Annotated in this window: 24 protein-coding genes; 8 read left to right on the top strand and 16 right to left on the bottom strand. The window is 62.1% G+C overall.

All coding sequences use genetic code 11. The features are described from left to right. Nucleotides 1–2: 2 nt before the first annotated feature. The 3 genes from V3C85_RS06760 to V3C85_RS06770 are packed head-to-tail and all read left to right on the top strand — an operon-like array spanning nucleotide 3 to nucleotide 2443. Nucleotides 3–926, top strand: coding sequence for a bifunctional riboflavin kinase/FAD synthetase (locus V3C85_RS06760; RefSeq protein WP_331794329.1), 924 nt, complete (start codon nucleotides 3–5; stop codon nucleotides 924–926). A gap of 48 nt (nucleotides 927–974) precedes the next feature. After that, nucleotides 975–1418 carry a YcgN family cysteine cluster protein gene (locus tag V3C85_RS06765; RefSeq protein WP_445941993.1) on the top strand — a complete coding sequence of 148 codons (444 nt, stop codon included), beginning with the start codon at nucleotides 975–977 and terminating at the stop codon, nucleotides 1416–1418. Next, nucleotides 1418–2443: a threonine aldolase family protein gene (locus V3C85_RS06770; protein WP_331794331.1), complete on the top strand. Its 1026-nt coding sequence runs from the start codon at nucleotides 1418–1420 to the stop codon at nucleotides 2441–2443. The genes V3C85_RS06765 and V3C85_RS06770 overlap by 1 nt, the downstream gene beginning before the upstream one ends. Nucleotides 2444–2451: 8 nt before the next feature. On the opposite strand, the gene V3C85_RS06775 is transcribed toward V3C85_RS06770, so the two are convergent. Next, nucleotides 2452–3048, bottom strand: a complete 597-nt coding sequence (locus V3C85_RS06775; protein ID WP_331794332.1) for a 2-hydroxychromene-2-carboxylate isomerase — start codon at nucleotides 3046–3048, stop codon at nucleotides 2452–2454. A 91-nt stretch (nucleotides 3049–3139) separates the two neighbouring features. On the opposite strand from V3C85_RS06775, the gene V3C85_RS06780 reads away from it, so the two are divergent. After that, nucleotides 3140–4159 (top strand): ribose-phosphate pyrophosphokinase, encoded by a 1020-nt coding sequence (locus tag V3C85_RS06780; protein ID WP_331794333.1) that lies wholly within the window; start codon nucleotides 3140–3142, stop codon nucleotides 4157–4159. A 92-nt stretch (nucleotides 4160–4251) separates the two neighbouring features. On the opposite strand, the gene V3C85_RS06785 is transcribed toward V3C85_RS06780, so the two are convergent. The 7 genes from V3C85_RS06785 to V3C85_RS06815 all read right to left on the bottom strand — a co-directional run bounded on the left by V3C85_RS06785 (nucleotide 4252) and on the right by V3C85_RS06815 (nucleotide 10632). Then, nucleotides 4252–4602 carry an H-type lectin domain-containing protein gene (locus V3C85_RS06785; RefSeq protein WP_331794334.1) on the bottom strand — a complete coding sequence of 117 codons (351 nt, stop codon included), beginning with the start codon at nucleotides 4600–4602 and terminating at the stop codon, nucleotides 4252–4254. A gap of 106 nt (nucleotides 4603–4708) precedes the next feature. Continuing rightward, nucleotides 4709–5101 carry a F0F1 ATP synthase subunit epsilon gene (locus tag V3C85_RS06790; RefSeq protein ID WP_331794335.1) on the bottom strand — a complete coding sequence of 131 codons (393 nt, stop codon included), beginning with the start codon at nucleotides 5099–5101 and terminating at the stop codon, nucleotides 4709–4711. A gap of 9 nt (nucleotides 5102–5110) precedes the next feature. Further along, nucleotides 5111–6553: a F0F1 ATP synthase subunit beta gene (gene atpD / locus V3C85_RS06795; protein ID WP_331794336.1), complete on the bottom strand. Its 1443-nt coding sequence runs from the start codon at nucleotides 6551–6553 to the stop codon at nucleotides 5111–5113. Nucleotides 6554–6571: 18 nt separating this feature from the next. Beyond that, on the bottom strand, nucleotides 6572–7438 hold the full coding sequence (locus V3C85_RS06800; RefSeq protein WP_331794337.1) for a F0F1 ATP synthase subunit gamma: 867 nt from the start codon (nucleotides 7436–7438) through the stop codon (nucleotides 6572–6574). A 20-nt stretch (nucleotides 7439–7458) separates the two neighbouring features. Next, nucleotides 7459–8997 (bottom strand): F0F1 ATP synthase subunit alpha, encoded by a 1539-nt coding sequence (gene atpA, locus V3C85_RS06805; RefSeq protein WP_331794338.1) that lies wholly within the window; start codon nucleotides 8995–8997, stop codon nucleotides 7459–7461. After that, complete coding sequence (locus V3C85_RS06810) at nucleotides 8997–9557, bottom strand: F0F1 ATP synthase subunit delta (protein ID WP_331794339.1); 561 nt, start codon at nucleotides 9555–9557, stop codon at nucleotides 8997–8999. The genes atpA and V3C85_RS06810 overlap by 1 nt, the downstream gene beginning before the upstream one ends. Nucleotides 9558–9879: 322 nt before the next feature. Beyond that, a complete protein-coding gene (locus V3C85_RS06815) occupies nucleotides 9880–10632 on the bottom strand; it encodes a class I SAM-dependent methyltransferase (protein ID WP_331794618.1) in 753 nt (250 codons plus the stop codon). 61 nt (nucleotides 10633–10693) lie between these two features. Here V3C85_RS06815 and gloB point away from each other — a divergent pair, with 61 nt between their 5' ends. From gloB to V3C85_RS06830, 3 genes are all read left to right on the top strand, one after another. Then, entirely contained in the window at nucleotides 10694–11461 is a 768-nt protein-coding gene (gloB, locus tag V3C85_RS06820) for a hydroxyacylglutathione hydrolase (RefSeq protein WP_331794340.1), read from the top strand. 179 nt (nucleotides 11462–11640) lie between these two features. Further along, nucleotides 11641–13959: an ATP-dependent Clp protease ATP-binding subunit ClpA gene (clpA, locus tag V3C85_RS06825; protein ID WP_331794341.1), complete on the top strand. Its 2319-nt coding sequence runs from the start codon at nucleotides 11641–11643 to the stop codon at nucleotides 13957–13959. Next, nucleotides 13956–14909, top strand: coding sequence for a M23 family metallopeptidase (locus V3C85_RS06830; protein ID WP_331794342.1), 954 nt, complete (start codon nucleotides 13956–13958; stop codon nucleotides 14907–14909). The genes clpA and V3C85_RS06830 overlap by 4 nt, the downstream gene beginning before the upstream one ends. On the opposite strand, the gene V3C85_RS06835 is transcribed toward V3C85_RS06830, so the two are convergent. The 3 genes from V3C85_RS06835 to V3C85_RS06845 all read right to left on the bottom strand — a co-directional run bounded on the left by V3C85_RS06835 (nucleotide 14906) and on the right by V3C85_RS06845 (nucleotide 18346). Continuing rightward, entirely contained in the window at nucleotides 14906–16528 is a 1623-nt protein-coding gene (locus tag V3C85_RS06835; protein WP_331794343.1) for a peptidoglycan -binding protein, read from the bottom strand. The genes V3C85_RS06830 and V3C85_RS06835 overlap by 4 nt on opposite strands. A gap of 2 nt (nucleotides 16529–16530) precedes the next feature. Continuing rightward, a complete protein-coding gene (locus V3C85_RS06840; protein WP_331794344.1) occupies nucleotides 16531–17724 on the bottom strand; it encodes a biopolymer transporter ExbB in 1194 nt (397 codons plus the stop codon). Nucleotides 17725–17821: 97 nt separating this feature from the next. Beyond that, nucleotides 17822–18346 (bottom strand): gamma-glutamylcyclotransferase, encoded by a 525-nt coding sequence (locus V3C85_RS06845; protein WP_445941994.1) that lies wholly within the window; start codon nucleotides 18344–18346, stop codon nucleotides 17822–17824. Nucleotides 18347–18440: 94 nt separating this feature from the next. Between V3C85_RS06845 and V3C85_RS06850 the strand changes: the two genes are divergently transcribed. Next, nucleotides 18441–19418, top strand: coding sequence for a DUF2125 domain-containing protein (locus V3C85_RS06850; protein ID WP_331794345.1), 978 nt, complete (start codon nucleotides 18441–18443; stop codon nucleotides 19416–19418). Here V3C85_RS06850 and V3C85_RS06855 read toward each other — a convergent pair. From V3C85_RS06855 to V3C85_RS06875, 5 genes are all read right to left on the bottom strand, one after another. Beyond that, on the bottom strand, nucleotides 19415–20338 hold the full coding sequence (locus V3C85_RS06855) for an extensin-like domain-containing protein (RefSeq protein WP_331794346.1): 924 nt from the start codon (nucleotides 20336–20338) through the stop codon (nucleotides 19415–19417). The genes V3C85_RS06850 and V3C85_RS06855 overlap by 4 nt on opposite strands. After that, a complete protein-coding gene (locus tag V3C85_RS06860; protein WP_331794347.1) occupies nucleotides 20338–21279 on the bottom strand; it encodes a prephenate/arogenate dehydrogenase family protein in 942 nt (313 codons plus the stop codon). The genes V3C85_RS06855 and V3C85_RS06860 overlap by 1 nt, the downstream gene beginning before the upstream one ends. After that, nucleotides 21276–22361, bottom strand: a complete 1086-nt coding sequence (gene hisC / locus V3C85_RS06865; protein ID WP_331794348.1) for a histidinol-phosphate transaminase — start codon at nucleotides 22359–22361, stop codon at nucleotides 21276–21278. Before hisC ends, V3C85_RS06860 begins: the two co-directional genes overlap by 4 nt. Before the next feature lie 134 nt (nucleotides 22362–22495). Continuing rightward, nucleotides 22496–23116: a 30S ribosomal protein S4 gene (gene rpsD / locus V3C85_RS06870; protein WP_331794349.1), complete on the bottom strand. Its 621-nt coding sequence runs from the start codon at nucleotides 23114–23116 to the stop codon at nucleotides 22496–22498. A 191-nt stretch (nucleotides 23117–23307) separates the two neighbouring features. Next, a complete protein-coding gene (locus V3C85_RS06875; RefSeq protein WP_331794350.1) occupies nucleotides 23308–24381 on the bottom strand; it encodes a Hint domain-containing protein in 1074 nt (357 codons plus the stop codon). Nucleotides 24382–24401 lie beyond the last annotated feature (20 nt).

Genomic DNA, 24401 nt, shown 5'->3' on the forward strand with positions numbered 1-24401 from the left:
GGATGCAGATTCATCAATCTTGGCAAGGGCTTGACCCATCGGCCCGTGGTGCCTCCTGCGCCATGGGCAATTTTGATGGCGTCCACCTTGGCCACCGCGCCGTGATCGACCTTGCCCGCGGCCCTGCCCCTTTGGGCATCATCACCTTTGAACCGCATCCGCGCGAATATTTTGCCGCCGAACCGCACCCCTTTAGATTGATGAGTGCGGAGTCCCGCGCCAATCGGTTGGCGAAACTGGGAGTGCAGCATTTATACGAACTGCCCTTCGGCCCCGAGCTTTCCGCCCTGACCGCCGAGGATTTCGCCCGCGATGTGCTGGCCCAGGGCTTGGGTATTTCGCATGTGGTGGTGGGGGCCGATTTCTGCTTTGGCAAAGGTCGCAAGGGCAAGGTGGCCGACCTGCAAGCCCTTGGTATCAAATACGGTTTTCAGGTAACTGTCGCCGATCTTGTCACCCATGGCGACAAGGCCATCTCCTCGACCGCCATCCGCACTGCCCTGTCCGAAGGCCACCCCCGCGATGCCGCTGCCATGTTGGGCCACTGGCACCGCATCGACGGAGAGGTGATCCACGGCGAAAAACGCGGGCGCGAATTGGGCTATCCCACGGCCAATATGTCCGTAGCGGGCCTGCACCTGCCGCGCCTTGGGGTTTACGCTGTGCTGGTCGATGTGCTGACCGGCCCGCAAAAGGGCAGCTATCACGGCGCCGCCAGCCTGGGCGTGCGGCCGATGTTTGGCGAGAACACGCCAAATCTTGAAACCTATCTTTTTGATTTCAAAGGGGATCTCTACGGCCAGCATCTTTCGGTCGCCTTTGTCGATTTCCTGCGCCCCGAGTTGAAATTCACCGGCCTGCCCGCCCTGATCGACCAGATGGCCGCCGACTGCACCAAGGCCCGGCAGATTCTGACGGCACTTTGACCCCTTTTCTTTTCGCGCCGGAAACGCCACTTTCGCGCCATGGAAAAGATGCGCCCCCGGTTCTGGGAAACCGTTCCCCTAAAGCAAATGAACGCCACCGAATGGGAGGCGCTCTGTGATGGCTGCGGCAAATGCTGCCTGAACAAGATCGAATACGAAGACACGGGCGAGGTTGATTACACCCGCGTTGCCTGCAAGCTATTGGATTGCAGCACATGTCGGTGCAGCAATTATGAAAACCGGCGCAACTATGTGCCTGATTGCGTTCAGCTTTCGCCGCAATCCCTGCCCAAGATCGCCTATTGGATGCCCCGCACCTGCGCCTACCGCCTGCTGTTCAAGGGCGAACCGCTGCCCGACTGGCACCCATTGCTGACGGGCGACCCAGACAGCACCCACACGGCGGGTTTTTCGGCCAAGGGCTGGGTCGTGTCGGAAACCGAGGTCAGCGAGGACGATTGGGATGATTATATCATTGATGGCGGCCTGTGATGTTCTTTGCCTCTGACAACACCTCGGGCGCCTGCCCCGAAGTCATGCAGGCGCTGATCTGCGCCAATGATGGCTATGCCCGCGGCTATGGGGCCGATGAAATCACGGCCCGCGTCACCCGCCAATTGCGTCAGATTTTTGAGGCTCCAGAAGCGGTTATCCATCTGGTTGCCACTGGCACAGCGGCCAATTCCCTGGCCCTTGCCACGCTGTCGCAGCCTTGGCAGGGCATTTTCTGCCACCGCCATGCCCATATCGCCGAAGACGAATGCGGCGCCCCTGAGTTTTTCACCCATGGGGCCAAACTGGTGCTGGTTCAGGGCGACCATGGCAAGATGACACCCCAGACGCTGGAACAGGCGATCACCGGCATCCAGCAGGGTGGTGTGCATGGGGTGCAACGCGGGCCGGTTTCCATTACCAATGTCACCGAGGCGGGCACCGTCTATACCCCGGCGGAAATCGCAGCCTTGACCGCCCGCGCCAGGGTGTATGGCCTGCCCTGCCATCTGGATGGCGCACGCTTTGCCAATGCGCTTGCCGCCACCGGGGCCACAGCGGCCGAGATGACCTGGAAGGCCGGCATTGATGCCGTCAGCTTTGGCGGCACCAAGAACGGCTGTCTGGGTGTCGAGGCCGTGGTTCTGTTTGATCCCGCCAAAGACTGGGAGTTTCAGTTGCGCCGCAAGCGCGGCGGGCACCTTTTTTCAAAGAACCGCTTTCTGGCTGCGCAAATGGACGGCTATCTGCAAGACGGGGCATGGCTCCGCCATGCCGCCCATGCCAATGCCATGGCCGCACGTCTGGCCACAGGCCTGGCCACCAAGTCGGGCGTCACACAGTGGCACCCGGTGCAGGCCAATATGATGTTCCCCGAATGGCCCGAGGGCACCCATGCCCGACTAGAGGCGGCGGGCGCGGTCTATTACCCCTTCCCCGCCCCAATGCAGCGCGAGGCGGCGCGGCTTGTCACCTCATGGTCAACCACGGCCGAGGATGTCGATCGCTTTCTGGCCGCGATCTAGGGCAAGCATTACAGCTTGCCCGCCAGATACAGATCCAGATCATCCAGCCGATCCTGGCCCCAGAACCGTTCATCGCCAACGATGTAAAAGGGCGCGCCAAAGGCACCGCGCGACACGGCCTCTTCCAGATTGGCGGCATAGGTTTCGGCGGATGTCAGCAGACCGCTGTCAGCCAGCTTGGGGTCAAACCCATGCGCCGCCAGCAGATCCTTCACCACCTCGTCTTCAGCGATGTTCCGCTCTTCGGCCCAGCAGGCGCGGGTAAAGCCATGCACCAACCCCGCCAGATCGCCCCCACCTGCACGGGCGGCCGAGATGATCGCATAAGAAGACGGCGCCGGATTGGTGGGCCAGAACTTCGGCTGCATGTTCAGTTTCAGCCGGGCCTTGACCGATTGCCGCCGCAATTCCTGCAACCGGTAGTCCTTGCGGCTTTCGTGCCGCGCCGCAGGACGCACCCCGCCGGTGCGATCAAACAGGGTGATGATATCCAAGGGTTTATAGGCAATGGTCGCCCCATGCGCCGCAGCGATTTCTTCCAGCCGCGTGCCAGCCAGATAGGTATAGGGTGAAATCGTCGCAAAAAAGTAGTCGATATGCGGCATTTGCCACTTTCCCCTTTAGGTCAGGTTTGCAAGACCCTAACCGGGTGATAAGCGGTGTCAACGTATCGATTCCGCTGCCCCGGAGAGCCCCATGCCCGCCATCACCGAACCCAAGCTGATTTCCGGCAACGCAAACCTTGCGCTTGCCAAATCCATCGCCCGCCGCATGTCGGTGCACCGCGGCATGTCGGTCGGCCTAGTCGATGCCCGGATCGAGCGGTTCAACGATCAGGAAATCTTTGTCGAAGTGTTCGAGAATGTGCGCGGCGAGGATATGTATGTCATCCAGCCCACCTCAAACCCGGCCAATGACAACCTGATGGAATTGCTGATCATGGTCGATGCGTTGCGCCGGTCAAGTGCTGCCCGCATCACCGCCGTGATCCCCTATTTCGGTTATGCCCGCCAAGACCGCCGCGCCAAGGCCCGCACGCCGATTTCGGCCAAGCTGGTGGCGAACCTGATCGAAACGGCCGGAGTGGACCGCATCCTGACGCTTGATCTGCATGCCGCGCAGATTCAGGGCTTTTTCGACATCCCCGTCGATAACCTCTATGCCAGCCCGGTCTTTGCGCTGGATATCGAGCATCACTTTCGCGGCCAGATGGATGAATTGATGGTCGTCTCGCCCGATGTTGGCGGCGTGGCACGGGCGCGAGAACTGGCCAAGCGGATCGGCGCGCCGTTGTCGATCGTTGACAAGCGCCGCGAAAAGGCAGGCGAAGTGGCCGGGATGACGGTGATCGGCGATGTGTCGGGCAAGAAATGCATCATCGTGGACGACATCTGCGACACGGCGGGCACGCTGTGCAAGGCGGCAGAAGTGCTGATGGAAAACGGCGCGACCGAGGTTCATTCCTATATCACCCATGGGGTGCTGTCGGGGCCAGCGATTGAGCGGGTAAAGAATTCGGTGATGAAATCGCTTGTGATCACCGACTCGATTGATCAGGGCGAAAAGCTGAAGGGGGCGCCGAATATTCGTGTGGTTCCGACGGCCCCGATGTTTGCGCAGGCCATTCTGAATATCTGGAACGGGACCAGTGTTTCCAGCCTGTTTGAGACGGAAACCCTGGTTCCGATCTATGAAGGCATGTATCAGCGCGGCTGATCTGGTTGGGTGTCTCTGGCAGAGACGCCCTGCCCCACCACAGAAATCAATGGGTTAACCAGCCGCATTGGGACTGCGTTAACCTTTGCCCCCTAGTCCACATCCCAGTTGTCATCATCCTTGATCGCGCCGATCACCAGCCAGTCGGCGCGGACGCGGGCGATGCGGGTGTCGGACCAGGTGGTGAACACCAGGTGAAATCCTTCGGTCGTGATGTTTTCCGCCGACAGATCGACACGGGCATTGGCCTGATTGTCGGTATCCCACATCGTCAGCGACAGATGCACCACGGGCGGTTCGCGGTAAGGTTCCTTGAAGGTGACGACATGGCGGCTTTCACGGTCGCCCGAACCTGTCCACATCACACCATCATTCACGAAATCAGAAAACAGCACGCGCGATCCTTGCGTGATGCCAATACTACCCGACGAAAATTTCCGCATGCGCCCTGATCCTTTGCGCCACTGTGGCCGAAAAAATTGCAAAAAAACAAGCCCCAAGCAAAAGGCCCCCATCACTGGGGGCCTTTCAAATTCGTGTCGGCAAACCTTAGCGGCCTGCCTGTTCCCGCAGGGCGAGGACATCGGCGACCATCTTGTCGGCCATGTCCTTGTCTTCCGGCAGGGCCACAGAAGCCAGTTCTCGCGCCTCGGCGAGGATGGCGTCCATGATGGTGCCCGTGGCCTCTTCGACCGGAACCGCACGCTCGGCCAGAACGGTCACGCCCGTGGCGTTGATCTCGGCGAAACCGCCGGTCACAACATAGGACTTGGTGCCGTCCGAGGCGACCGCCCGCAGAATGCCGGGGCGCAGAGTGGTGATGGTGGGGGCATGCCCCTCCATCGCCGTCAGGTCGCCATCAGCGCCCGGGATCTGCACCTCGGTCGCTTGAACCGACGCAAGGCGCCGTTCTGGGCTGACGAGGTCGAACTGAACTGCCATGGTTCCTCCTTAGGCCGCAGCAGCGGCGAGTTTGGCGGCCTTGGCTTTCACTTCTTCGATGTCGCCAACCATGTAGAAGGCGGCTTCCGGCAGGTGATCATATTCGCCAGCCACAACCGCCTTGAACGAGGCGATGGTTTTTTCCAGCGGCACCTGAACGCCGTCAGAGCCGGTGAAGACCTTTGCCACGTCGAAGGGCTGCGACAGGAAACGTTCCAGTTTCCGGGCGCGGGCCACGGCCAGTTTGTCGTCTTCGCTCAGTTCGTCCATGCCAAGGATGGCGATGATGTCTTGCAGCGACTTGTAGCGCTGAAGCACCTTTTGCACATCGGTGGCGACCTTGTAATGCTCTTCGCCGATGATCAGCGGGTCAAGCAGGCGCGAGGTCGACCCCAGCGGGTCCACGGCCGGATAGATCCCCTTTTCCGAGATCGCACGATCAAGAACGGTCGTGGCGTCAAGGTGGGCGAAGGACGTTGCCGGCGCAGGGTCGGTAAGGTCATCGGCGGGAACATACACGGCCTGAACCGAAGTGATCGAGCCGTTCTTGGTCGAGGTGATGCGTTCCTGCATGGCACCCATGTCGGTGGCCAGCGTCGGCTGATACCCCACGGCCGAAGGAATACGGCCCAGAAGTGCCGACACTTCGGAACCGGCTTGGGTAAAGCGGAAGATGTTGTCGACGAAGAACAGAACGTCGGCGCCGGTTTCATCACGGAACTGTTCTGCAAGGGTCAGACCCGACAGAGCGATCCGCATACGCGCGCCCGGAGGCTCGTTCATCTGACCATAGACCAGGGCGATTTTCGACTTGGTCAGGTCTTCGATGTCGATAACGCCCGATTCGATCATCTCGTGATACAGGTCGTTGCCTTCGCGGGTCCGTTCACCCACACCGGCGAACACCGACACACCCGAGTGCACTTTGGCGATGTTGTTGATCAGTTCCATGATCAGAACGGTCTTGCCCACACCGGCACCACCGAACAGACCGATCTTGCCACCCTTGGTATAGGGGGCCAGCAGGTCGATCACCTTGATGCCCGTCACCAGGATCTGGCTTTCCGTCGCCTGTTCCGAGAAGGTCGGAGCGGGCTGGTGGATGGCGCGGGTCATCGTTGCCTCGACCGGGCCTTTTTCGTCCACCGGCTCGCCGATGACGTTCAGGATGCGGCCAAGGGTTGCCGACCCCACCGGCACCGAGATCGGGGCGCCAAGGTCAGCCACGGCAGCGCCGCGCACCAGACCTTCGGTGGCGTCCATCGCAACGGCGCGAACGGTGTTTTCGCCAAGGTGCTGGGCCACTTCAAGGACCAGACGCTTGCCATTGTTGTCAGTTTCCAGTGCGTTCAAAATCGCGGGAAGCGCGCCTTCGAACTGCACGTCCACGACCGCGCCGATGACCTGCGTCACCTTGCCGGTCGCGGCAGCTGCTTTCGGTGCTTTTGCCATTGTTCAGTCTCCGGTTCGTCAGAGCGCCTCGGCGCCCGAAATGATTTCGATAAGCTCTTTGGTGATCGCGGCCTGACGGCTGCGGTTATACTGGATGGTAAGCTTGTTGATCATGTCGCCCGCGTTGCGGGTGGCATTGTCCATCGCGCTCATCCGAGAGCCCTGTTCAGAGGCCCCGTTTTCCAGCAGAGCGGCAAAGATCTGCGTTGCCACACCGCGCGGCAGCAGGTCGGCCAGGATGGCCTCTTCCGACGGTTCGTAATCATACAGCGCGGGCGTGGCCGTGCTGTCGAACTGGGCCGGAATGATCTGCTGCGCCGTCGGGATCTGGCTGATCACCGACTGGAAGCGGTTGTAGAAGATGGTGGCAACGTCGAACTCACCCGCCTCGAACCGCGCGAGGACATCGCGCGCGATCCCTTGGGCATTCGCGTAACCGATGCGCTTGACTTCGGACAGGTCAACGTGACCCACGAAATATTGCGACAGGTCACGGCGGAGTTGTTCGCGGCCCTTTTTCCCGACGGTGAGGATTTTCACCGTCTTGCCAGCGGCCAGCAACTCATTCGCGCGGGCCTTGGCCAGACGCACGATGGTAGAGTTGAAGCCGCCGCACAGGCCACGCTCCGAGGTCATGACGACAAGCAGATGCACCTGATCATTGCCCGTGCCGGCCAGAAGGCGCGGCGCAGACGCAGATTGGCCGACACCCGAGGCCAGCCCCGCCATCACGGCATTCATCCGTTCGGCATAGGGGCGAGCGGCCTCGGCGGCCTCTTGCGCGCGGCGAAGTTTCGCCGCGGCAACCATTTGCATTGCCTTGGTGATCTTCCGCGTGTTTTTCACGCTTCCGATCCGGTTTTTCAGGTCCTTAAGGCTGGGCATATCCCTGTCCTTTCAGACAATTAAGCGAAGGTTTTGGCGAATTCAGCGATAGCCGATTTCAGCTTTTCTTCATCCGCGCCTTTGATCTTCGGATCAGCCGAGGTGATCCAGTCGAGGATATCCTTGCGCTGGTTGCGCAGGAACGACAGAAGACCTGCTTCGAACCGACCCACATCCTTGACGGCCACCTTGTCGAGGAAGCCTGCGGTGCCCGCGTAGATGACGCAAACGATTTCGGCGTTGGTCAGCGGCGAATACTGCGGCTGCTTCATCAACTCGGTCAGACGCGCGCCGCGGTTCAGCAGGGCTTGGGTCGAGGCGTCAAGGTCGGAACCGAACTGGGCGAAGGCCGCCATTTCGCGATACTGGGCCAGCGACAGTTTCACCGGACCGGCGACCGTTTTCATCGAATTGGTCTGGGCCGAGGAACCGACGCGCGACACCGACAGACCGGTGTTCACGGCGGGGCGGATGCCCTGATAGAACAGTTCGGTTTCCAGGAAGATCTGGCCGTCGGTGATCGAAATCACGTTGGTCGGGATAAAGGCCGACACGTCGCCGCCCTGGGTTTCGATGATCGGCAGAGCGGTCAGCGAACCGGCGCCGAAATCTTCGTTCAGTTTGGCCGAACGCTCCAGCAGGCGCGAGTGCAGGTAGAACACGTCGCCCGGATAGGCTTCGCGGCCCGGCGGGCGGCGCAGCAGAAGCGACATCTGACGATAGGCCACAGCCTGCTTTGACAGATCATCATAGATGATCAGGGCGTGACGGCCGTTGTCGCGGAAGAATTCCGCCATCGCCGTGGCCGAATAGGGGGCCAGGAACTGCATCGGGGCCGGGTCAGAGGCGGTGGCGGCCACGACGATCGTGTAGTCGATGGCGCCAGTCTCTTCCAGCTTTTTCACCAGCTGGGCCACGGTCGAGCGCTTTTGCCCGATGGCGACATAGATGCAATACAGCTTTTTCGATTCATCATCGCCAGCGGCGTCGTTATACGACTTCTGGTTCAGAATGGTGTCCAGCGCCACGGCGGTCTTGCCGGTCTGACGGTCGCCGATGATCAGTTCGCGCTGACCACGGCCAACCGGGATCATGGCGTCAACGGCTTTCAGGCCGGTTGCCATCGGCTCATGCACCGATTTGCGCGGGATGATGCCGGGGGCCTTGACGTCGGCCACGCGACGCTCGGTCGAGGCGATCGGGCCTTTGCCGTCGATCGGGTTGCCAAGGCCGTCAACGACGCGGCCCAGCAGGGCGTTGCCAGCGGGCACGTCCACGATGGACTTGGTGCGCTTGACGGTATCGCCTTCCTTGATGTCCTGGTCAGACCCGAAGATCACGACGCCGACGTTATCGACTTCGAGGTTCAGGGCCATCCCGCGGATACCGCCGGGGAATTCCACCATTTCACCGGCCTGAACATTGTCGAGCCCATGAACGCGGGCGATACCATCGCCAACGCTCAGCACCCGGCCAACTTCGGCCACTTCGGCGTCTTGGCCAAAGTTCTTGATCTGCTCCTTGAGGATCGCAGAGATCTCAGCAGCCTGGATTCCCATCACCCAACCTCTTTCATTGCATTCTGGAGAGCCGCGAGCCGCGCCTTGACCGACGTGTCGATCATGGTCGAGCCCAGCTTGACAACAAGACCGCCGATGAGGGTTTCATCGACGGTGGTTTTCAGTTTCACGTCCTTGCCGACACGCGCTTTCAGCGTCGCGGCGAGTTTCTTGGCCTGATCGGCCGACAGGGCAGCAGCCGAAGTCACTTCGGCCGTCATTTCACCCTTTTCATCTGCAATCCGCGCGGCCAGATCGGCCAGCATCTGCGGCAGCACGAACAGGCGGCGCTTGGAGGCCATCAGTTGCAGCGTGTTGGCCACAAGCGTTGACAGCTTCATCTTGGCGGCAATGGCGCCGATGGCGCGGCCCTGCTCTTCGCGGCTGACCACCGGCGAGGTGATCATGGCCTTGAATTCGGCCGAGCTTTCAAGGGCTGCCGACAGATTGGCGGCATCAGCCTCTAGGGATTTCAGAGCACCCGCGTCTTTGGCGAGATCGAAAACGGCGGCCGCGTAACGTGCAGCGATGCCGGAGGAGATCGAAGCTGGTTCGGACACGACAACCCTTCCGTAGTTTGTCCAGTTTTGCATGCAACCAGCCATCGGCCATGAAAGGTCGTGCGCAGGTGGATGCGTCTGGAATTCGGCGCGTCTCTAGCAGAGGTAGGCCTACCCCGCAACCGTAATGGTCAGCAAAACGTGAACAAGCTGCGCAAGTATTTGTCGCTGTTAGCGCTGCAGGCGCAAAGCTGCGACTCTTTGAAGCCGCGCGATGCCCGGCGGCAACACATTCTGGCAAGGAATCGCCCTGCCCCATCGGCTGTTGATTGGCCGCTGTGGCGTGGCAGCCGCCATCCGGCCTGTGCGGCGGTGTTTGGCCCTAACGCTGCTTGCGGGGGGTGGGCACGGCTTGGCCCACGCCTTCCAGAACGCGCAAGGGTTTGCGCACCGCCTGCGCCAGCCCCCCACGGGTGGGGGCGTAAACCTGTTTCGTCGCCTCGACCATCAGCACCCCGCCCACCAGCCACGGTGCATGTCGCCCGATCCTTTCCCAGAATTCGGCCGTGCGCAGCCAGAACCGGCCCGAGGCGGGCGGCGTGAACAGGGTGGCGACAGCCCGTTCGGGGGTGAAATCATGGCGCTTGAGCTGGGCTTCCAGCTGGCCAAGGCTGTAGGGGCGGCCAAAGCCAAAGGGGGTGCCATCGCGGCGCGACCACAGGCCCGATCGGTTGGGCACGATGAACATGGCCTTGCCTCCCGGCCCCAGCACGCGATGCGCCTCTTCAAGCACCGTGCTGGGCTGTTCCGAGGTTTCCAGCCCATGCATCAGCACCAGCCTGTCCACCAGCCCGGTGGGCAGCGGCCAAGCGGTTTCTTCACACAAGACACTGACGTTATCCATGCCCGCAGGCCAAGGCATCACCCCCTGCGGCCCCGGCATCAGGCCAACCACCCGGCGCGATGTGGCCAGATAGGGGCGCAGCAGCGGCACGGCAAAGCCAAAGCCCGCCACGGTATGCCCCGTCATCGGTTGCCACATCGACACCAGTTGATCGCGGATGGCGCGCTGAGCCACGCGCCCAAGCTGGGTGCGGTAGTAAAAGCTGCGCAGGTCAAGCACATCAAGGTGCATTGCAGTCGGGCCTTCCCTTGGTCCATGCTGGATCAGCATAGCCAATGAAACGCGAAAGACCATGCCAGTTGAACTTTTGACCATCCCCTGCCTGTCTGACAATTACGCCTATCTGATCCACGACACCGCCAGCGGCGCCACGGCCGTGGTGGATGTGCCCGAGGCCGCGCCCGTTCTGGCGGCGCTGGACAAGACAGGCTGGCGGCTGACCGACATCTTGCTGACCCATCACCACGATGATCATATCGGGGGTGTGGCAGCGGTTGTGGCCGCGACCGACGCGCAGGTGACGGGGGCCAAGGCCGATGCGCATCGGTTGCCCAAGCTGGACCGCGCCGTGGCCGAGGAAGATCGCTTTGCCATCGGCGGGGCAGAATGCGCGGTGCTGGATGTGTCAGGGCATACGGTTGGCCATATCGCCTATCACTTTCCGATTGCGGGTCTTGCCTTTACCGGCGACAGCCTGATGGCAGGGGGCTGCGGGCGATTGTTTGAAGGCACGCCCGATCAGATGTGGCACAGCCTGTCCAAACTGGCCGCCCTGCCGCCCGAAACGCTGATCTGTTCGGGCCATGAATATACCGCCTCGAATTTGCGGTTCGCGGCGACCCTTGAACCGGACAATCCGCATCTTATCTCTCGTATCGACCGGGTGGCACAGGCGCGCGCACAGAACCGCGCAACGGTGCCATCACAGCTTTCCGAGGAATTGGCGACAAACCCGTTCCTGCGCGCCAATCTGCCCACACTCAAGGCAGCACTTGGACTGACTGATGCATCCGATGCGGCCTGTTTTGCCGAAATGCGGTCCCGTAAAGACCGGTTCTAGGCGGGTTCTGCCCAAAGGCCGTTCACATTTGGGGCACGCGCCCAAACAATCGGAGGTTTCGCGATTATTTCCCTTGAAGTGCGGAGAATAAAACCGAACTTTAAGATTATGAGGCAACGGTTGGTCCGGCCCTCTCTGATGATGGCCGCACCTGCCCCGAAGAACAGGAGCACAAAACAGTGCCTTCGTTTTCGAATACGCTCGAGCAAGCCATCCATGGCGCCTTGGCCCTTGCCAATGCACGCCGCCATGAACTCGCAACCCTGGAACACCTTCTGCTGGCGCTGATCGACGAACCCGATGCAGCGCGGGTGATGAAAGCCTGTTCCGTCAACCTCGATGATCTGCGCAAGACGCTGTCAGAATTCATCGACGACGATCTGTCGACCCTCGTCACCGACGTAGAAGGGTCAGAGGCGGTGCCGACCGCAGCCTTTCAGCGTGTGATTCAGCGCGCGGCGATTCATGTGCAGTCTTCGGGCCGCAATGAGGTGACGGGGGCCAACGTGCTGGTCGCCATCTTTGCCGAGCGGGAATCGAATGCCGCCTATTTCCTGCAAGAACAGGATATGACGCGCTATGATGCGGTGAATTTCATCGCGCATGGGGTGGCCAAAGACCCGTCCTATGGCGAAAGCCGCCCGATCACCGGCGCCGAAGAGCATCAGGAAACCCCCAAGGCCGAGGCTGGTGAGGCCAAGGAATCGGCGCTGTCGAAATATTGCGTCGATCTGAACATCAAGGCCAAGAAGGGTGATGTTGACCCGCTGATCGGCCGCGAGTCAGAGGTGGAGCGCTGCATTCAGGTTCTGTGCCGCCGCCGCAAGAACAACCCGCTGCTGGTGGGCGACCCCGGCGTGGGCAAGACCGCGATTGCCGAAGGTCTGGCCTGGAAGATCATCAAGAAAGAGGTGCCGGACGTTCTGGCCGGGGCCACGATCTACAGCCTTGATATGGGCGCGCTGCTGGCTGGCACGCGCTATCGCGGCGACTTTGAGGAACGGCTGAAAGCCGTTGTCAAAGAGATGGAGGATCACCCCGACGCGATCCTGTTCATTGATGAAATCCACACCGTCATCGGTGCGGGGGCAACCAGTGGCGGGGCGATGGATGCGTCAAACCTGCTGAAACCTGCCTTGCAGGGCGGCAAGCTGCGCACCATGGGGTCAACCACCTATAAAGAGTTCCGTCAGCACTTTGAAAAAGACCGCGCGCTGAGCCGCCGGTTCCAGAAAATTGACGTGAACGAGCCGTCGATCCCCGATGCGATCAAGATCCTGCAAGGGTTGAAACCGCATTTTGAGGCACATCATGACCTGCGCTATACGGCTGATGCGATCAAATCGGCGGTGGAACTGGCGGCGCGCTATATCAACGACCGCAAACTGCCCGACAGCGCAATCGACGTGATCGACGAAGCGGGCGCCGCGCAGCATCTGGTGGCGGAATCCAAGCGTCGCAAGACGATTGGCACCAAAGAGATCGAGGCCGTGGTGGCCAAGATCGCCCGCATCCCGCCCAAGAATGTCTCGAAAGACGATGCAGAAACCCTGCGCGATCTGGAAAAGACGCTCAAGCGCGTGGTCTTTGGCCAGGATAACGCGGTTTCGGCCCTGTGCAGTGCCATCAAACTGGCGCGCGCCGGTCTGCGCGAACCCGAAAAGCCCATCGGCAACTATCTGTTCGCCGGGCCGACGGGTGTGGGCAAGACCGAGGTGGCCAAGCAACTGGCCTCATCGCTGGGGGTGGAACTGCTGCGCTTTGACATGTCGGAATACATGGAAAAGCACGCCGTCAGCCGCCTGATCGGCGCACCGCCCGGCTATGTCGGCTTTGATCAGGGCGGGATGCTGACCGATGGCATCGACCAGCATCCGCATTGCGTGCTGCTGTTGGATGAGATCGAGAAAGCCCATCCCGATGTCTATAACATCCTGTTGCAGGTGATGGATCACGGCAAGCTGACCGACCACAACGGCCGGACAGTCGATTTCCGCAATGTGATCCTGATCATGACCTCGAATGCCGGCGCTGCCGATATGCAGAAAGCCGCCATCGGCTTTGGCCGCGAACGGCGCACGGGCGAAGACACCGCAGCGATCGAGCGGACCTTTACCCCCGAATTCCGCAACCGTCTGGATGCGGTGATTTCCTTTGCCCCGCTGGCCAAGGAAACCATCTTCCAGGTGGTCGAGAAATTCGTTCTGCAGCTTGAGGCCCAGTTGATGGATCGGGGCGTTCACATCGAACTGTCGCCCGAAGCGGCAACCTGGCTGGGCGACAAGGGCTATGACGACAAGATGGGCGCGCGCCCCTTGGGCCGCGTGATTCAGGAACACATCAAGAAACCGCTGGCCGAGGAATTGCTGTTTGGTCGTCTGGTCAAGGGCGGTGTGGTTCTGGTGACGGTCAAGGATGATGCGATCGTGCTGGAGATCGAGGAACCGCAAAAGCCCCGGCTTTCGGGGTCTAAGCCGCCGCTTTTGACAGCCGAATGAAACCGCTGGTTCTTGTTGCACTGATGGCCCCCGCTTCGGCGGGGGCCTTTACACTTGATCTGCCTGTCGATTGCGTGGTGCCCGGGCAGTGTTTCATCCAGAATTACCAAGACCGTGATCCCGGTCCGGGTGCCGCAGACTATACCTGCGCGCCGCTAAGCTATGATGGGCATTCGGGCACCGACTTTGCCCTGCCCACCACTGCGGCCATGCAAAAGGGCGTGGCGGTGCTGGCCGCGGCGCCGGGTGTGGTTGCCGGCGTACGGGACGGGATGGAGGATCTGGCGCAAAACAGCCCGGATGCGCCCGATGTCCGTGGGCGCGAATGCGGCAACGGGCTGGTCATCGACCATGAGGGGGGCTGGCAGACCCAATATTGCCACATGGCGAAGGGGTCGCTGCGGGTCAGGTCGGGCCAAAGCGTTGCAGCGGGGACGCCGCTTGGCCTGATCGGCCTGTCAGGGCAGACGGAATTTCCGCATCTGCATTTGGCCGTGCGCCGCAACGGCGTCGAGATCGACCCCTTTGACCCGGATGGAGAGGCGGCATGTGGCCCCGGCCCGGTGGCGCCGCTGTGGTCGGCCCCCCTTGCCTATGCGCCCGGCGGCCTGATCGGCGCAGGCTTTGCGGCTGATGTGCCGTCATGGCCTGCGGTGCGGGCGGGCTTGCCGCAAGCGGGGCTGACCAGAACGGCCCCGGCCCTGGTGCTGTGGGTGCATTACTTTGGCAACCGACAGGGTGATGACCTGCACCTGACGATCACTGGCCCCGATGGCGTTGTGATCGAGGAAACACTGGTGCTGGACCGGACGCAGGCGCAGGCCTTTCGCGCCATCGGCAAACGGCTGCGCGCGCCGCAATGGGCGGCCGGGCGCTATGAGGGCACGGCCGTGCTGAAACGGGCGGGCGCAACGATCGGCACACTGACCGTGTCGATGGAGATGGATTAACGCTCGGTCAGCTTCAACTCGATCCGGCGGTTTTGGGCGCGCGCCGCTTCGGTATTGCCAGTGGCCACGGGACGGTATTCGCCAAATCCGGTGGCCGCCATGCGATCAGGGGGAAAGCCCAACTGGTTTTGCATGAACCGCACCACCGACAGCGCGCGGGCCTGAGACAATTCCCAGTTATCGCCAAACTCTCCGGTGCCCGAGAGTGGCACATTGTCGGTATGGCCATCGACGCGGATGATCCAATCCACACCTTCGGGGATCTGCGCGCGGACTTCGTTCAGGATTTCGACCACCCCGGCAATCTGGGCGCGGCCTTCGGGGGCAAGATCGGCAGCGCCGGGGTTGAACAGCACCTCGGACGAAAATACGAACCGGTCGCCCACCACGCGCACACCTTCACGCCCGGCCAGCAGCCGCGACAATTGCCCAAAGAATTCGCTGCGAAACTTCTCAAGATCGGCATTCTCGGCCTCAAGGCGCAGACGCTCGGCCTCTTCCAACTCGGCGCGGCGGCGTTGTTCCAGGGCAACCTGCGCAAGGGCCGCGTTCAACTGGCTGCCCAGAGAGTCAAGCTGCACCCGCGCCTCGGCATCGCGGTCGGCGGCGGCATCCAGCACAGCCTGAAGCGAACCAAGCTGGGCGCGCAGGGCGGCGATCTGTTCATTCAGCAGCGCCACCCGCTCGGCGGCCTCGATCCCCTTGGCCTGCTCTGCGGTCAGGGCGCGTTCGGCGGCGGCAAGGGCGGCGTCACGCCGCTCGGTTTCGGTCAGCGCCTGTGCGGCTTCGGTCTGGGCTGCCGCCAGCAGCAACAGGGTGTCTTCGGCCCTTTTGCGCTGCTCTTCCAGCGCAAGGGTCATGGCGGTCAACTCTTCATCCGCCGTTGCCAGTCGGGCGCGCAGGGCCTCAATCGCTGCGGCATCAACCAGACGGGCGGCTTCGGCCTCGGAAACGGCGGCTTTGGCAGCGGCCAGTTCGGCCTCACTGGCGGCATTGGCCTCGGCTTTGGCGCGCAGATCGGCCATCAGCGCCTCTAGCGCGTCGCTGCGGGCGGCGGCCAGCCGTGCGGCTTCGGCGGTGGCGTCGATCTCGTCCCGCGCCTTGGCAAGGGCCAGATCCAGCGCCTCTTTCTCGGTCAGCAGGCGGGCTTGCGCGGCCTCCAACTCGGCCACCGTTGCACTTAATCCGGCGTTCTGGGTCAGGGCGGCATCGCGCTCGGCCAAAAGGCTGGCCACCTGCGCCTCAAAGCTGGCGATCCGGCCCTGAGCCGCCGCCAGTTCGCCCTCGCGCGCTTCAAGCTGGCTGGTGAGGCTAGAGATGACGCTTTCTTGCCGCACTCCCTCGGCCTCGGCGGCGGCCAGCCCCGCCCGCAGCGATCCCACCTCATCGCGCAGCGCATCCACACGGCTGCGTTCCAGCCCCAGGGCATCGGCCAGACTGGCAACCTGCGCCGTCAGGCTGGACAACTCGCTGTCTTGGGTGGTGATCGTTTCTTGCAGCACAGATTGCATGACGGTGAAAATCGTCAGCACGAACATCAGCACCATCAACAGCGTGGTGACGGCATCGACAAAGCCCGGCCAGATGATCGAGGAATCGCGGCGGCGGGACAGTCCCATGGCTAGCGCCCGATGCCAGTGCGCGCCAACTGGCGCACAGCGGCGGTCAGCGCCGTCAGGTCGGCGCGCAGATCTGCGATGCTTTCCTGACGCCCGGCGGCGATTTCTTCCAGAATCCGCAGCAACTGCACATCAATCGAGCGCAGGCGCATCCGCGCCTCGGCATCGGATGACAGCCCGCCTTCGGCCCCGCCCATGGCTTGAATCAGCCGCTCTTGCCCCTCGGCGATGCGGGCCAGAACGGCGGTCTGGCCTGACTCGGCCTCTAGCTTGGCGCCGATGGTGGCAATGGCGGCGGTCAGATCGGCCAGACGCTGGTCAGACTGAACGCGCGCCTGTTCGGCCCCGCTATACAGGCTTTGCATCGCTTCCATCTGCTCGACCATCCGGTCTAGCACCGCAGCAACGCCCGCGCCTTCGCCCTCACCTTCTGCACCCGCATAGCCAAGGCGGGTGATCGACGACAGCCATTCTTCAAGCTCTCGGTAAAAGCGGTTCTGGCCATGGCCTGCGAACAGTTCCAAAAGCCCCACAACCAAAGACCCCGCCAAACCCAAAAGCGAGGAGGAAAAGGCCGTGCCCATGCCGCCCAACTGCGCCTCTAGCCCACCCATCAGCTTGGAAAACACCGCAAGCCCGCCCTCGCCCTCGGCCGGGGCCAAGGAGCGGATGGTTTCGACCACCGCCGGCACCGTGGTGGCAAGCCCATAAAACGTGCCCAAAAGCCCAAGGAAAATCAGCAGGTTGGCAAGGTAGCGGGTGATATCGCGGGCCTCATCTATCCGGGTGGCCACCGATTCAAGGATGGACCGCGATGACGAGGACGAGATATGTGAGTTTTGTGAGCCGCGCGACCGCAGCAGCGACGCCAAAGGCGCCAGCAAACGCGGCGGGCGCGTGATTTCATGGCCCGGCACATTGCGCACGAAACCTTCGATCCAGCTGACCGATTGCATCAGGATCAAGACCTGCCAAAAGCAGGTGGCAACGCCCAGAACGAAAACCACGCCGATAAAGCCGTTCAGCCACAGGTTGGCCGAAAACACCTCGGCCACCTGAGCATGGATCAACCAAGCCCCAGCCGCCACAAGGCCCGCCACCACCAACATGGTGACAATCTGCTGTATCGGCTGGCTGAATGTGGCAGCAACGCGCACGCGCCCTGCCCCCTTTGCCCCGGCCTTGAAGTTTTCCATCAGGCTTTGCCTGTTCATTGTTCTGCCCTGACAAACCATAAGCGAGAGTTGGACCAAAATCCAAGCACCGCATTTGCAGATGCAGTGAAATTTACTGTCATCTGGTCAGCAGCCGCACTCTGTCGGCAAGCCATGACAGATCAGGATCGGCAATGCCAAGGTCGGCCAGATGCGCGGCCGTGGCCCAAAGATAATCGCGGTTCGGCCCCCGCCCGCCAATGGCATGGGCGATGATCTGCGCCTGATCTTCCAGCGGCAGGCCACCACAATATTGATCATGCGCGGGGTCAATCACATAGCACAAGGCCCGCACCGAGGGGCCATCTGTCAGATCAACCGACAGCCAGGTTTCCAGATAGGCACTAGAAATCAGTTCACGTTCGCGCAGCAGTGCCAAGGTGGCCTCCTCGGCCCCCGGTGCGACGCGAAAGGCAACCCCGTGGCAGACCGCCCCTTCGGCGGCATCCAGCGCCAGCACCAAACCCGGCTCGGCCTCGGACCCGCGATGATGGATCGAGCGCATGCAAAAACTGCGGTGCCAACCCGAAACCCGCGCCACACGCGACTCCGCCACCGGGAATTCCGGGTTCCAGATCAGCGATCCATAGCCAAAAACCCACATTGTCTCGGTCAACTGCCTGGTATCGGTCAAGTGACTGGCCCTCCTGTGTTGGTCCCTCTAAACAACAGCGGCGGGAAAATGAAAAGGGCGCGAGATGCGGGCATTGCTGTGGATTTCGGTTTTGCTGGTTGGCCTGTGGTCGGGCTATTGGTTTGTGGGCAAAGCGGCGGTTGACCGGGCGGCGGTCGCGTTTTTCGAAACGGCCCCGCAGCAGGGGCTGCACGCCACGCATGGTGGCCTGTCGGTCGTGGGCTATCCCAGCCGGTTTGATCTGACAGTGACAGACCCGGTGCTGCGCGATCTGCGGTCGGGGGCCAGTTGGCAGGCGCCGTTCGTGCAGATCTTGTCACTGTCCTATCGGCCTTGGCATGTGATTGCCGCCTTTGCCCCCCGCCAAAGCATCGGCCTGCCGGGGCAAGACCTGACCCTGGTTTCCGAGAAATTGCAGGCCAGTGTGGTGGTGACACCGAACACCGCCCTGACGCTGGATCGCACAACATTGGTGGGCACCGGGCTTGGCCTGACCTCGACCGCCGGTTGGGCCCTGCGCACCGATGAGTTGCGCTTTGGCACAAGGGCCGATCCGTCGCGCAGCAATACGCAAGACATCGGGCTAGAGATTTTGGGCCTGACGCCCGATCCACAGCTTGCGGCGCTGTTGCCCGATCTGCCCCAGGTGGCAGAGCGCCTGTATGTAACCGGATTCGTCGGATTTTCGGCCCCATTTGACCGCTTTGCCGGGCAAACCCGCCCGACTGTGACAGGGGTCGAACTGAAAGAGGCCAGCCTGACCTGGGGGCCGCTGGCCGTGGTCGCCAAGGGCGATCTGGCGATAGATAATGGCATGCCCGAAGGCCGCATCGACATCAGGGTGCAGGGCTGGCGGACGATGATGCCGCTGATCGCAGCCACGGGCGTCGTCAAGCCCGAGGTGGTGCCCACCATCGAGCGGATGCTGGAAACCCTGGCCAGCCAGTCAGGCGAGGCTGAGATGTTGGACCTGCCGTTGATCTTTACCGGGGGCCAGATGCGCCTTGGGCCGCTGCCCCTTGGCCCGGCCCCAAGGTTTTAGCGGCAGTAGGGGCCACCGCGATAGCGCGCGATGTCGAAATGCAGGTGGTCTTCGTGAAACCCGTCAGACCCCGGCCCCAAAGTCGTGCCAAAGGTGCCACAGGCCGCTTTGTGGACTTTTCGCATGGTTTTGTCATAGTTGCGCAGCACGGAAACCGATTTTCCGTTCGAAAAGGTAAAGCCCGCAATATCAATTGCATTGCCGCGCGCATGTTCTGAAACCTTGGCACCGCGTTGATTGTTGCGCGACCGACAGGCATAGCTGGCAGCCACCTTCACCTCGACGATCTTGCCCTTGCCATAGGTCGGCTCGACCGCCTGCGTGATCCATTGGCGCAGGGCCTTAGCCGTGTCGCAGTTGATCGTGGCCGCATTCGACAGCCGCACGCCCGCCACGCTGGTCACCCGCACCGGGTTTTCAATGCCGCAGCCCCTGGTCTTGGCGGTGATCGGGGCCAAAGTCTCGCCCTTGATATCCGGGATGCCACAGACCGAGCCCTTTTTCGACACCACAGCCTGTTTGCCCGGCAGGGTCCGCACAGCGGCGGCCTGTTTGGCAACCAGCCCATCGGGGCGCTTGTTCGGGCGCAAAAAGCCGAACAGCCCTTTGGGGGCCGCTGCGGCGGCGGCAACCGGTTGGGCAACGGGTGCAGCCTGATGGGCGGCGGTGGCCAGCACGATTTCGGGGCGGGGACGCGGGCGGATAAGGGCAAGCCCGCCTGGGGCATCGGCAGTGACCTCGGCACCTGGCGCAAGCGCGCCGACTGGGGCAGTGACTGGGGCAGTGACTGGGGCGGGAGCAGTGGTCGCCGCCACGGGGCGCGGCTGCGGGCGCAGCGAGGTGTTCGGTGCCTCGGCCAGGGCGGCCCCGGCCAGAACAATGGTCAAACCGACCAGAACACCCACACGCACCGTCATCATTACCGCTTGTCCTCTTTCCCCCCTCCGGCGGCCGGGCTGGCGCGGCCGAAGTCTGGGGCAGAAGTATCCTGACCGGCCTCGATAATACCACGACGGATTGCACGGGTCCGGGTGAAATAGGCGTGAAGCTGCTCACCATCGCCCATACGGATCGCGCGTTGCAGCACAAACAACTCTTCGGCGAAACGGCCCAGAATATCCAGCACCGCATCCTTGTTGGTCAGAAACACATCGCGCCACATGGTCGGGTCGCTGGCCGCAATGCGGGTAAAGTCGCGAAAGCCCGAGGCCGAATATTTGATGACCTCTTGCTGCGAGACGCGGCGCATGTGATCGGCCACACCAACCATCGTATAGGCAATCAGATGCGGCGTGTGGCTGACCACAGCCAGAACCAGATCGTGATGTTCGATCTCCATCTCTTCGACATTGGCGCCGATGCCCTGCAACAGGTTGCGCAGGCGCAACAGCGCCCCGGCATCTGTCTCGGCAAGCGGGGTCAGCAGCCACCAGCGGTTCTGAAACAACGTGGCAAAGCCGGATCGCGGGCCCGAATATTCCGTGCCGGCAAGCGGGTGGCCGGGGATGAAATGCACGCCCTGCGGGATATGCGGGGCGATCGCCTCTACCACGGCGGCCTTGACCGAACCGACATCCGTCACCGTGGCGCCGGGGGCCAGATGGTCCGCGATTTCGGCCGCCAAAGGCCCCATCGCCCCCACCGGCACGCAAAACAACACCAGATCGGCCCCCTGCACGGCCTCGGCGGCGGTGTCACAGACCTTATCGCAAAACAACTCACGCGCGGCGGCGCGGGTTTCGGGGGATTTGGCATAGCCCACGATCTGCCCCACCAAGCCGTGCTGACGCATCGCATGGGCCATCGAACTTGCGATCAGGCCCAGGCCGATCAGGGCAACCCGCTGATAGACCATGCTCATTTCAGACCCTTGAACTGCCCCACGGCATAGGCCACGCGGCGGCATCCGGCTTCATCGCCCACCGTGATGCGCAGGCAGTTGGGCAGCTTGTAGCCCGCCACGCGCCGCACGATCAGGCCCTGCGCCTGCAAGAATTCGTCGCAGGCCTCGGCCTCTTCGGTGCTGGCAAAGCGGGCCAGAACGAAATTCGCCATGCTGGTGTCCGAGGGCACGCCGATTTCGGCCAAAGCCTCGGCCAGCCAATGCCGCATCCGGGCGTTTTCAGACCGGCATTTGTTGACAAAGTCCTGATCGCGCACAGCGGCTTCGGCGACCTCAAGCTGTGTGGTTGACAGGTTGAACGGCCCCCGAATGCGGTTCAGCACATCAATGATGTGGCGCGGGCCATAGCCCCAGCCAATGCGCAGGCCCCCAAGCCCGTAGATTTTGGAAAAGGTGCGGGTCATGAACACATTGTCGCGGCTGGTGGCCAGCCCTGCCCCACCATCATAGCCATCGACATATTCCGCATAGGCCCCGTCAATCACCAGAATGGCCTGTTTGGGCAGACCGGCGGCCAGACGCTCCATCTCGGCCGGGCTGATCATGGTGCCGGTCGGATTGTTGGGATTGGCGATGAACACCAGTTTGGTGCGGTTGTTGCAGGCCTTCAGGATGACATCGACATCCGCCATCCGCTCACGCTCTGGCACCTCGACCGGGGTGGCCCCGGCAGCAAGGGCGCTGATGCGATACATCAGAAAGCCGTGTTCGGTGAACACCACTTCATCGCGCGGGCCGGCATAGGCCTGGCACAGAAAGGTGATGATTTCATCCGACCCGACGCCACAGATGATGCGATCAGGATCCAGCCCATGCACATCGCCGATGGCGGTGCGCAGGCTGCGGTGATCGGTGTTGGGATAGCGGTGCAGGCTGTGAACCGTCTTGGCAAATGCCTCTTTTGCCTTGTCTGACGGGCCAAAGGGGTTTTCGTTCGACGACAGCTTGACCGCATTTGCCAGCCCCGCCACATGGGACTTGCCGCCTTCGTACAGCGCGATATCCAGAATACCGGGTTGCGGTCGAATGGTGTCGTTCATGGCAAAGCTCCAACTTACCTGCGCGTTCTAGCGGGCAAGGGCGCGCAAGACCAGTGCCATAATCGGCGCAGGGCCACCCGCCAAAGCAAAAGGACCGCCCCAAGGGACGGTCCTTTCCAAACCAAGGGCGAAGATCAGTTCTTCGCGTAATATTCGACGACCAGGTTCGGTTCCATCTGAACCGGATAGGGCACATCGCTGAGGCCCGGGGTGCGGACGAATTTGACGATCATCTTGTTGTGGTCAACTTCCAGATAATCCGGCACGTCACGCTCGGTCAGGGCAACGGCTTCCAGCACGATGGCCAGTTGCTTGGATTTCTGACGCACTTCCACAACATCGCCTTCACGAACGCGGTAGGACGCGATGTTGACGCGCTTGCCGTTCACCGTGACATGGCCGTGGTTGACGAACTGACGGGCGGCGAACACGGTCGGCACCAGCTTGGCGCGGTACACGACGGCGTCCAGGCGACGCTCCAGCAGGCCGATCAGGTTGGCACCGGTGTCGCCGGTCACACGGGCGGCTTCGGCATAGATCTTCTTGAACTGCTTTTCGGTCAGATCGCCGTAATAGCCCTTGAGCTTTTGCTTGGCGCGCAGCTGGGTGCCGAAATCCGACAGTTTGCCCTTGCGGCGCTGACCGTGCTGGCCGGGGCCATATTCACGCTTGTTGATGGGCGACTTGGCGCGGCCCCAGATGTTTTCGCCCATGCGGCGGTCGATCTTGTACTTGGCAGCTGTGCGTTTGGTCACGGCTGATCTCCTTCGTTCGTGGCGCCACCAGCGGGCTGGCAGCAAGGAAGGGCGTTGTCCTATTTCCCCAAGGGACGACAGGGTTCCGCTTGCGCGGTCCACCAACACCAATGAAAAGCCCCCGGGGGTTACCCGGGGACGTGGCGGCCTTATACAGGCGCAAAGGGCAGAGTCAACAGGCCCCGCAACGATCAGGCCGCCATGTCATGACGCAAGATCGCCGCTTCTGAAGATGACAGGTTGCGACGGGCATAATCACCGTATTTCGCCGGGTTGCGGTCGATGCCCGGCAACAGCGACAAAAGCGAACCACGCTGATCGCTGTCGATCGTTTCCAGCGCGCAGTTCGACGGGTGAAAACTCTCGGTTTCCAGCCCGTTGGCCCAGACAACATTGTGGGTATCCAGCAGGATATGAATATAGGTGACCTCGCGCAGGGCATGGTCGATGCAGATCGTGGCGTCGTTCATCAGATCTTCGGCCTTGACCAGCACCTCATCCGTGTTGAACAGCGCCCGCGCCGGCGCACCGCTCAGCAACATGCGGTGTTGCGGCGACACCAGCAGATCGTCATCGGGGCGGTCCACCCCAAGCGCGCCGGCCTTGAACCGGATCGGGCGCAGATGTGGCATCGCATACAGCCGGGCCCCGGTCATCCGACGGCTGCCCATCCACAGAATATCTTGCGACCCGTTGTCTTTGGTCAGGATACGGTCGCCGGGGCGCAGATCCTGAATCAGGCGGGGGCCTGCGGGTGTCAGAATACGGGTGCCCGGGGTAAAGCAGATCACGCCCCCCGCGCCTTTGGTGTTCGATCCGGTTTCCGTGCGATCAACCGCGGCCCGAACCACCCAAAGATCCTGCTCTGGTGGCGGTGCTTCGCCCACAAACATCAGCAGACGTGCCCCCGTATCGGGCACCGCCAGAATGGTAACGGGCCAGCTTTGGTGGCCATCTGTAACGATAAAGGCCTGATCAATGTCCTCATCTTCAGGCTCGGCCACGCCATCGGCCTGCTGCACGGCACCGGCCACAGCCGCGCCAATCAACCGACGCACCATGCGTGCCGCCCGGCGACGGATTTCCTGCACACCTTCGGCCCCGTCAAGGATCAACGGGCCACCGGCATTGTCAACCTGAACGGCCTGCCCGTGCCAACGCCAAGCGGCGCCAACGGCAAGCACATCAAGCGGAGCGGCCGGAAGGCCATCGATTTCTGTCTGGGACCAAGAGATGACAAACGTGCCTTTTGAGCGCGTCACCATGTCTTACTGTCCTTCGTCTG

This window comes from Pseudotabrizicola sp. L79, assembly GCF_036553525.1.
Classification (GTDB): Bacteria; Pseudomonadota; Alphaproteobacteria; order Rhodobacterales; family Rhodobacteraceae; genus Pseudotabrizicola.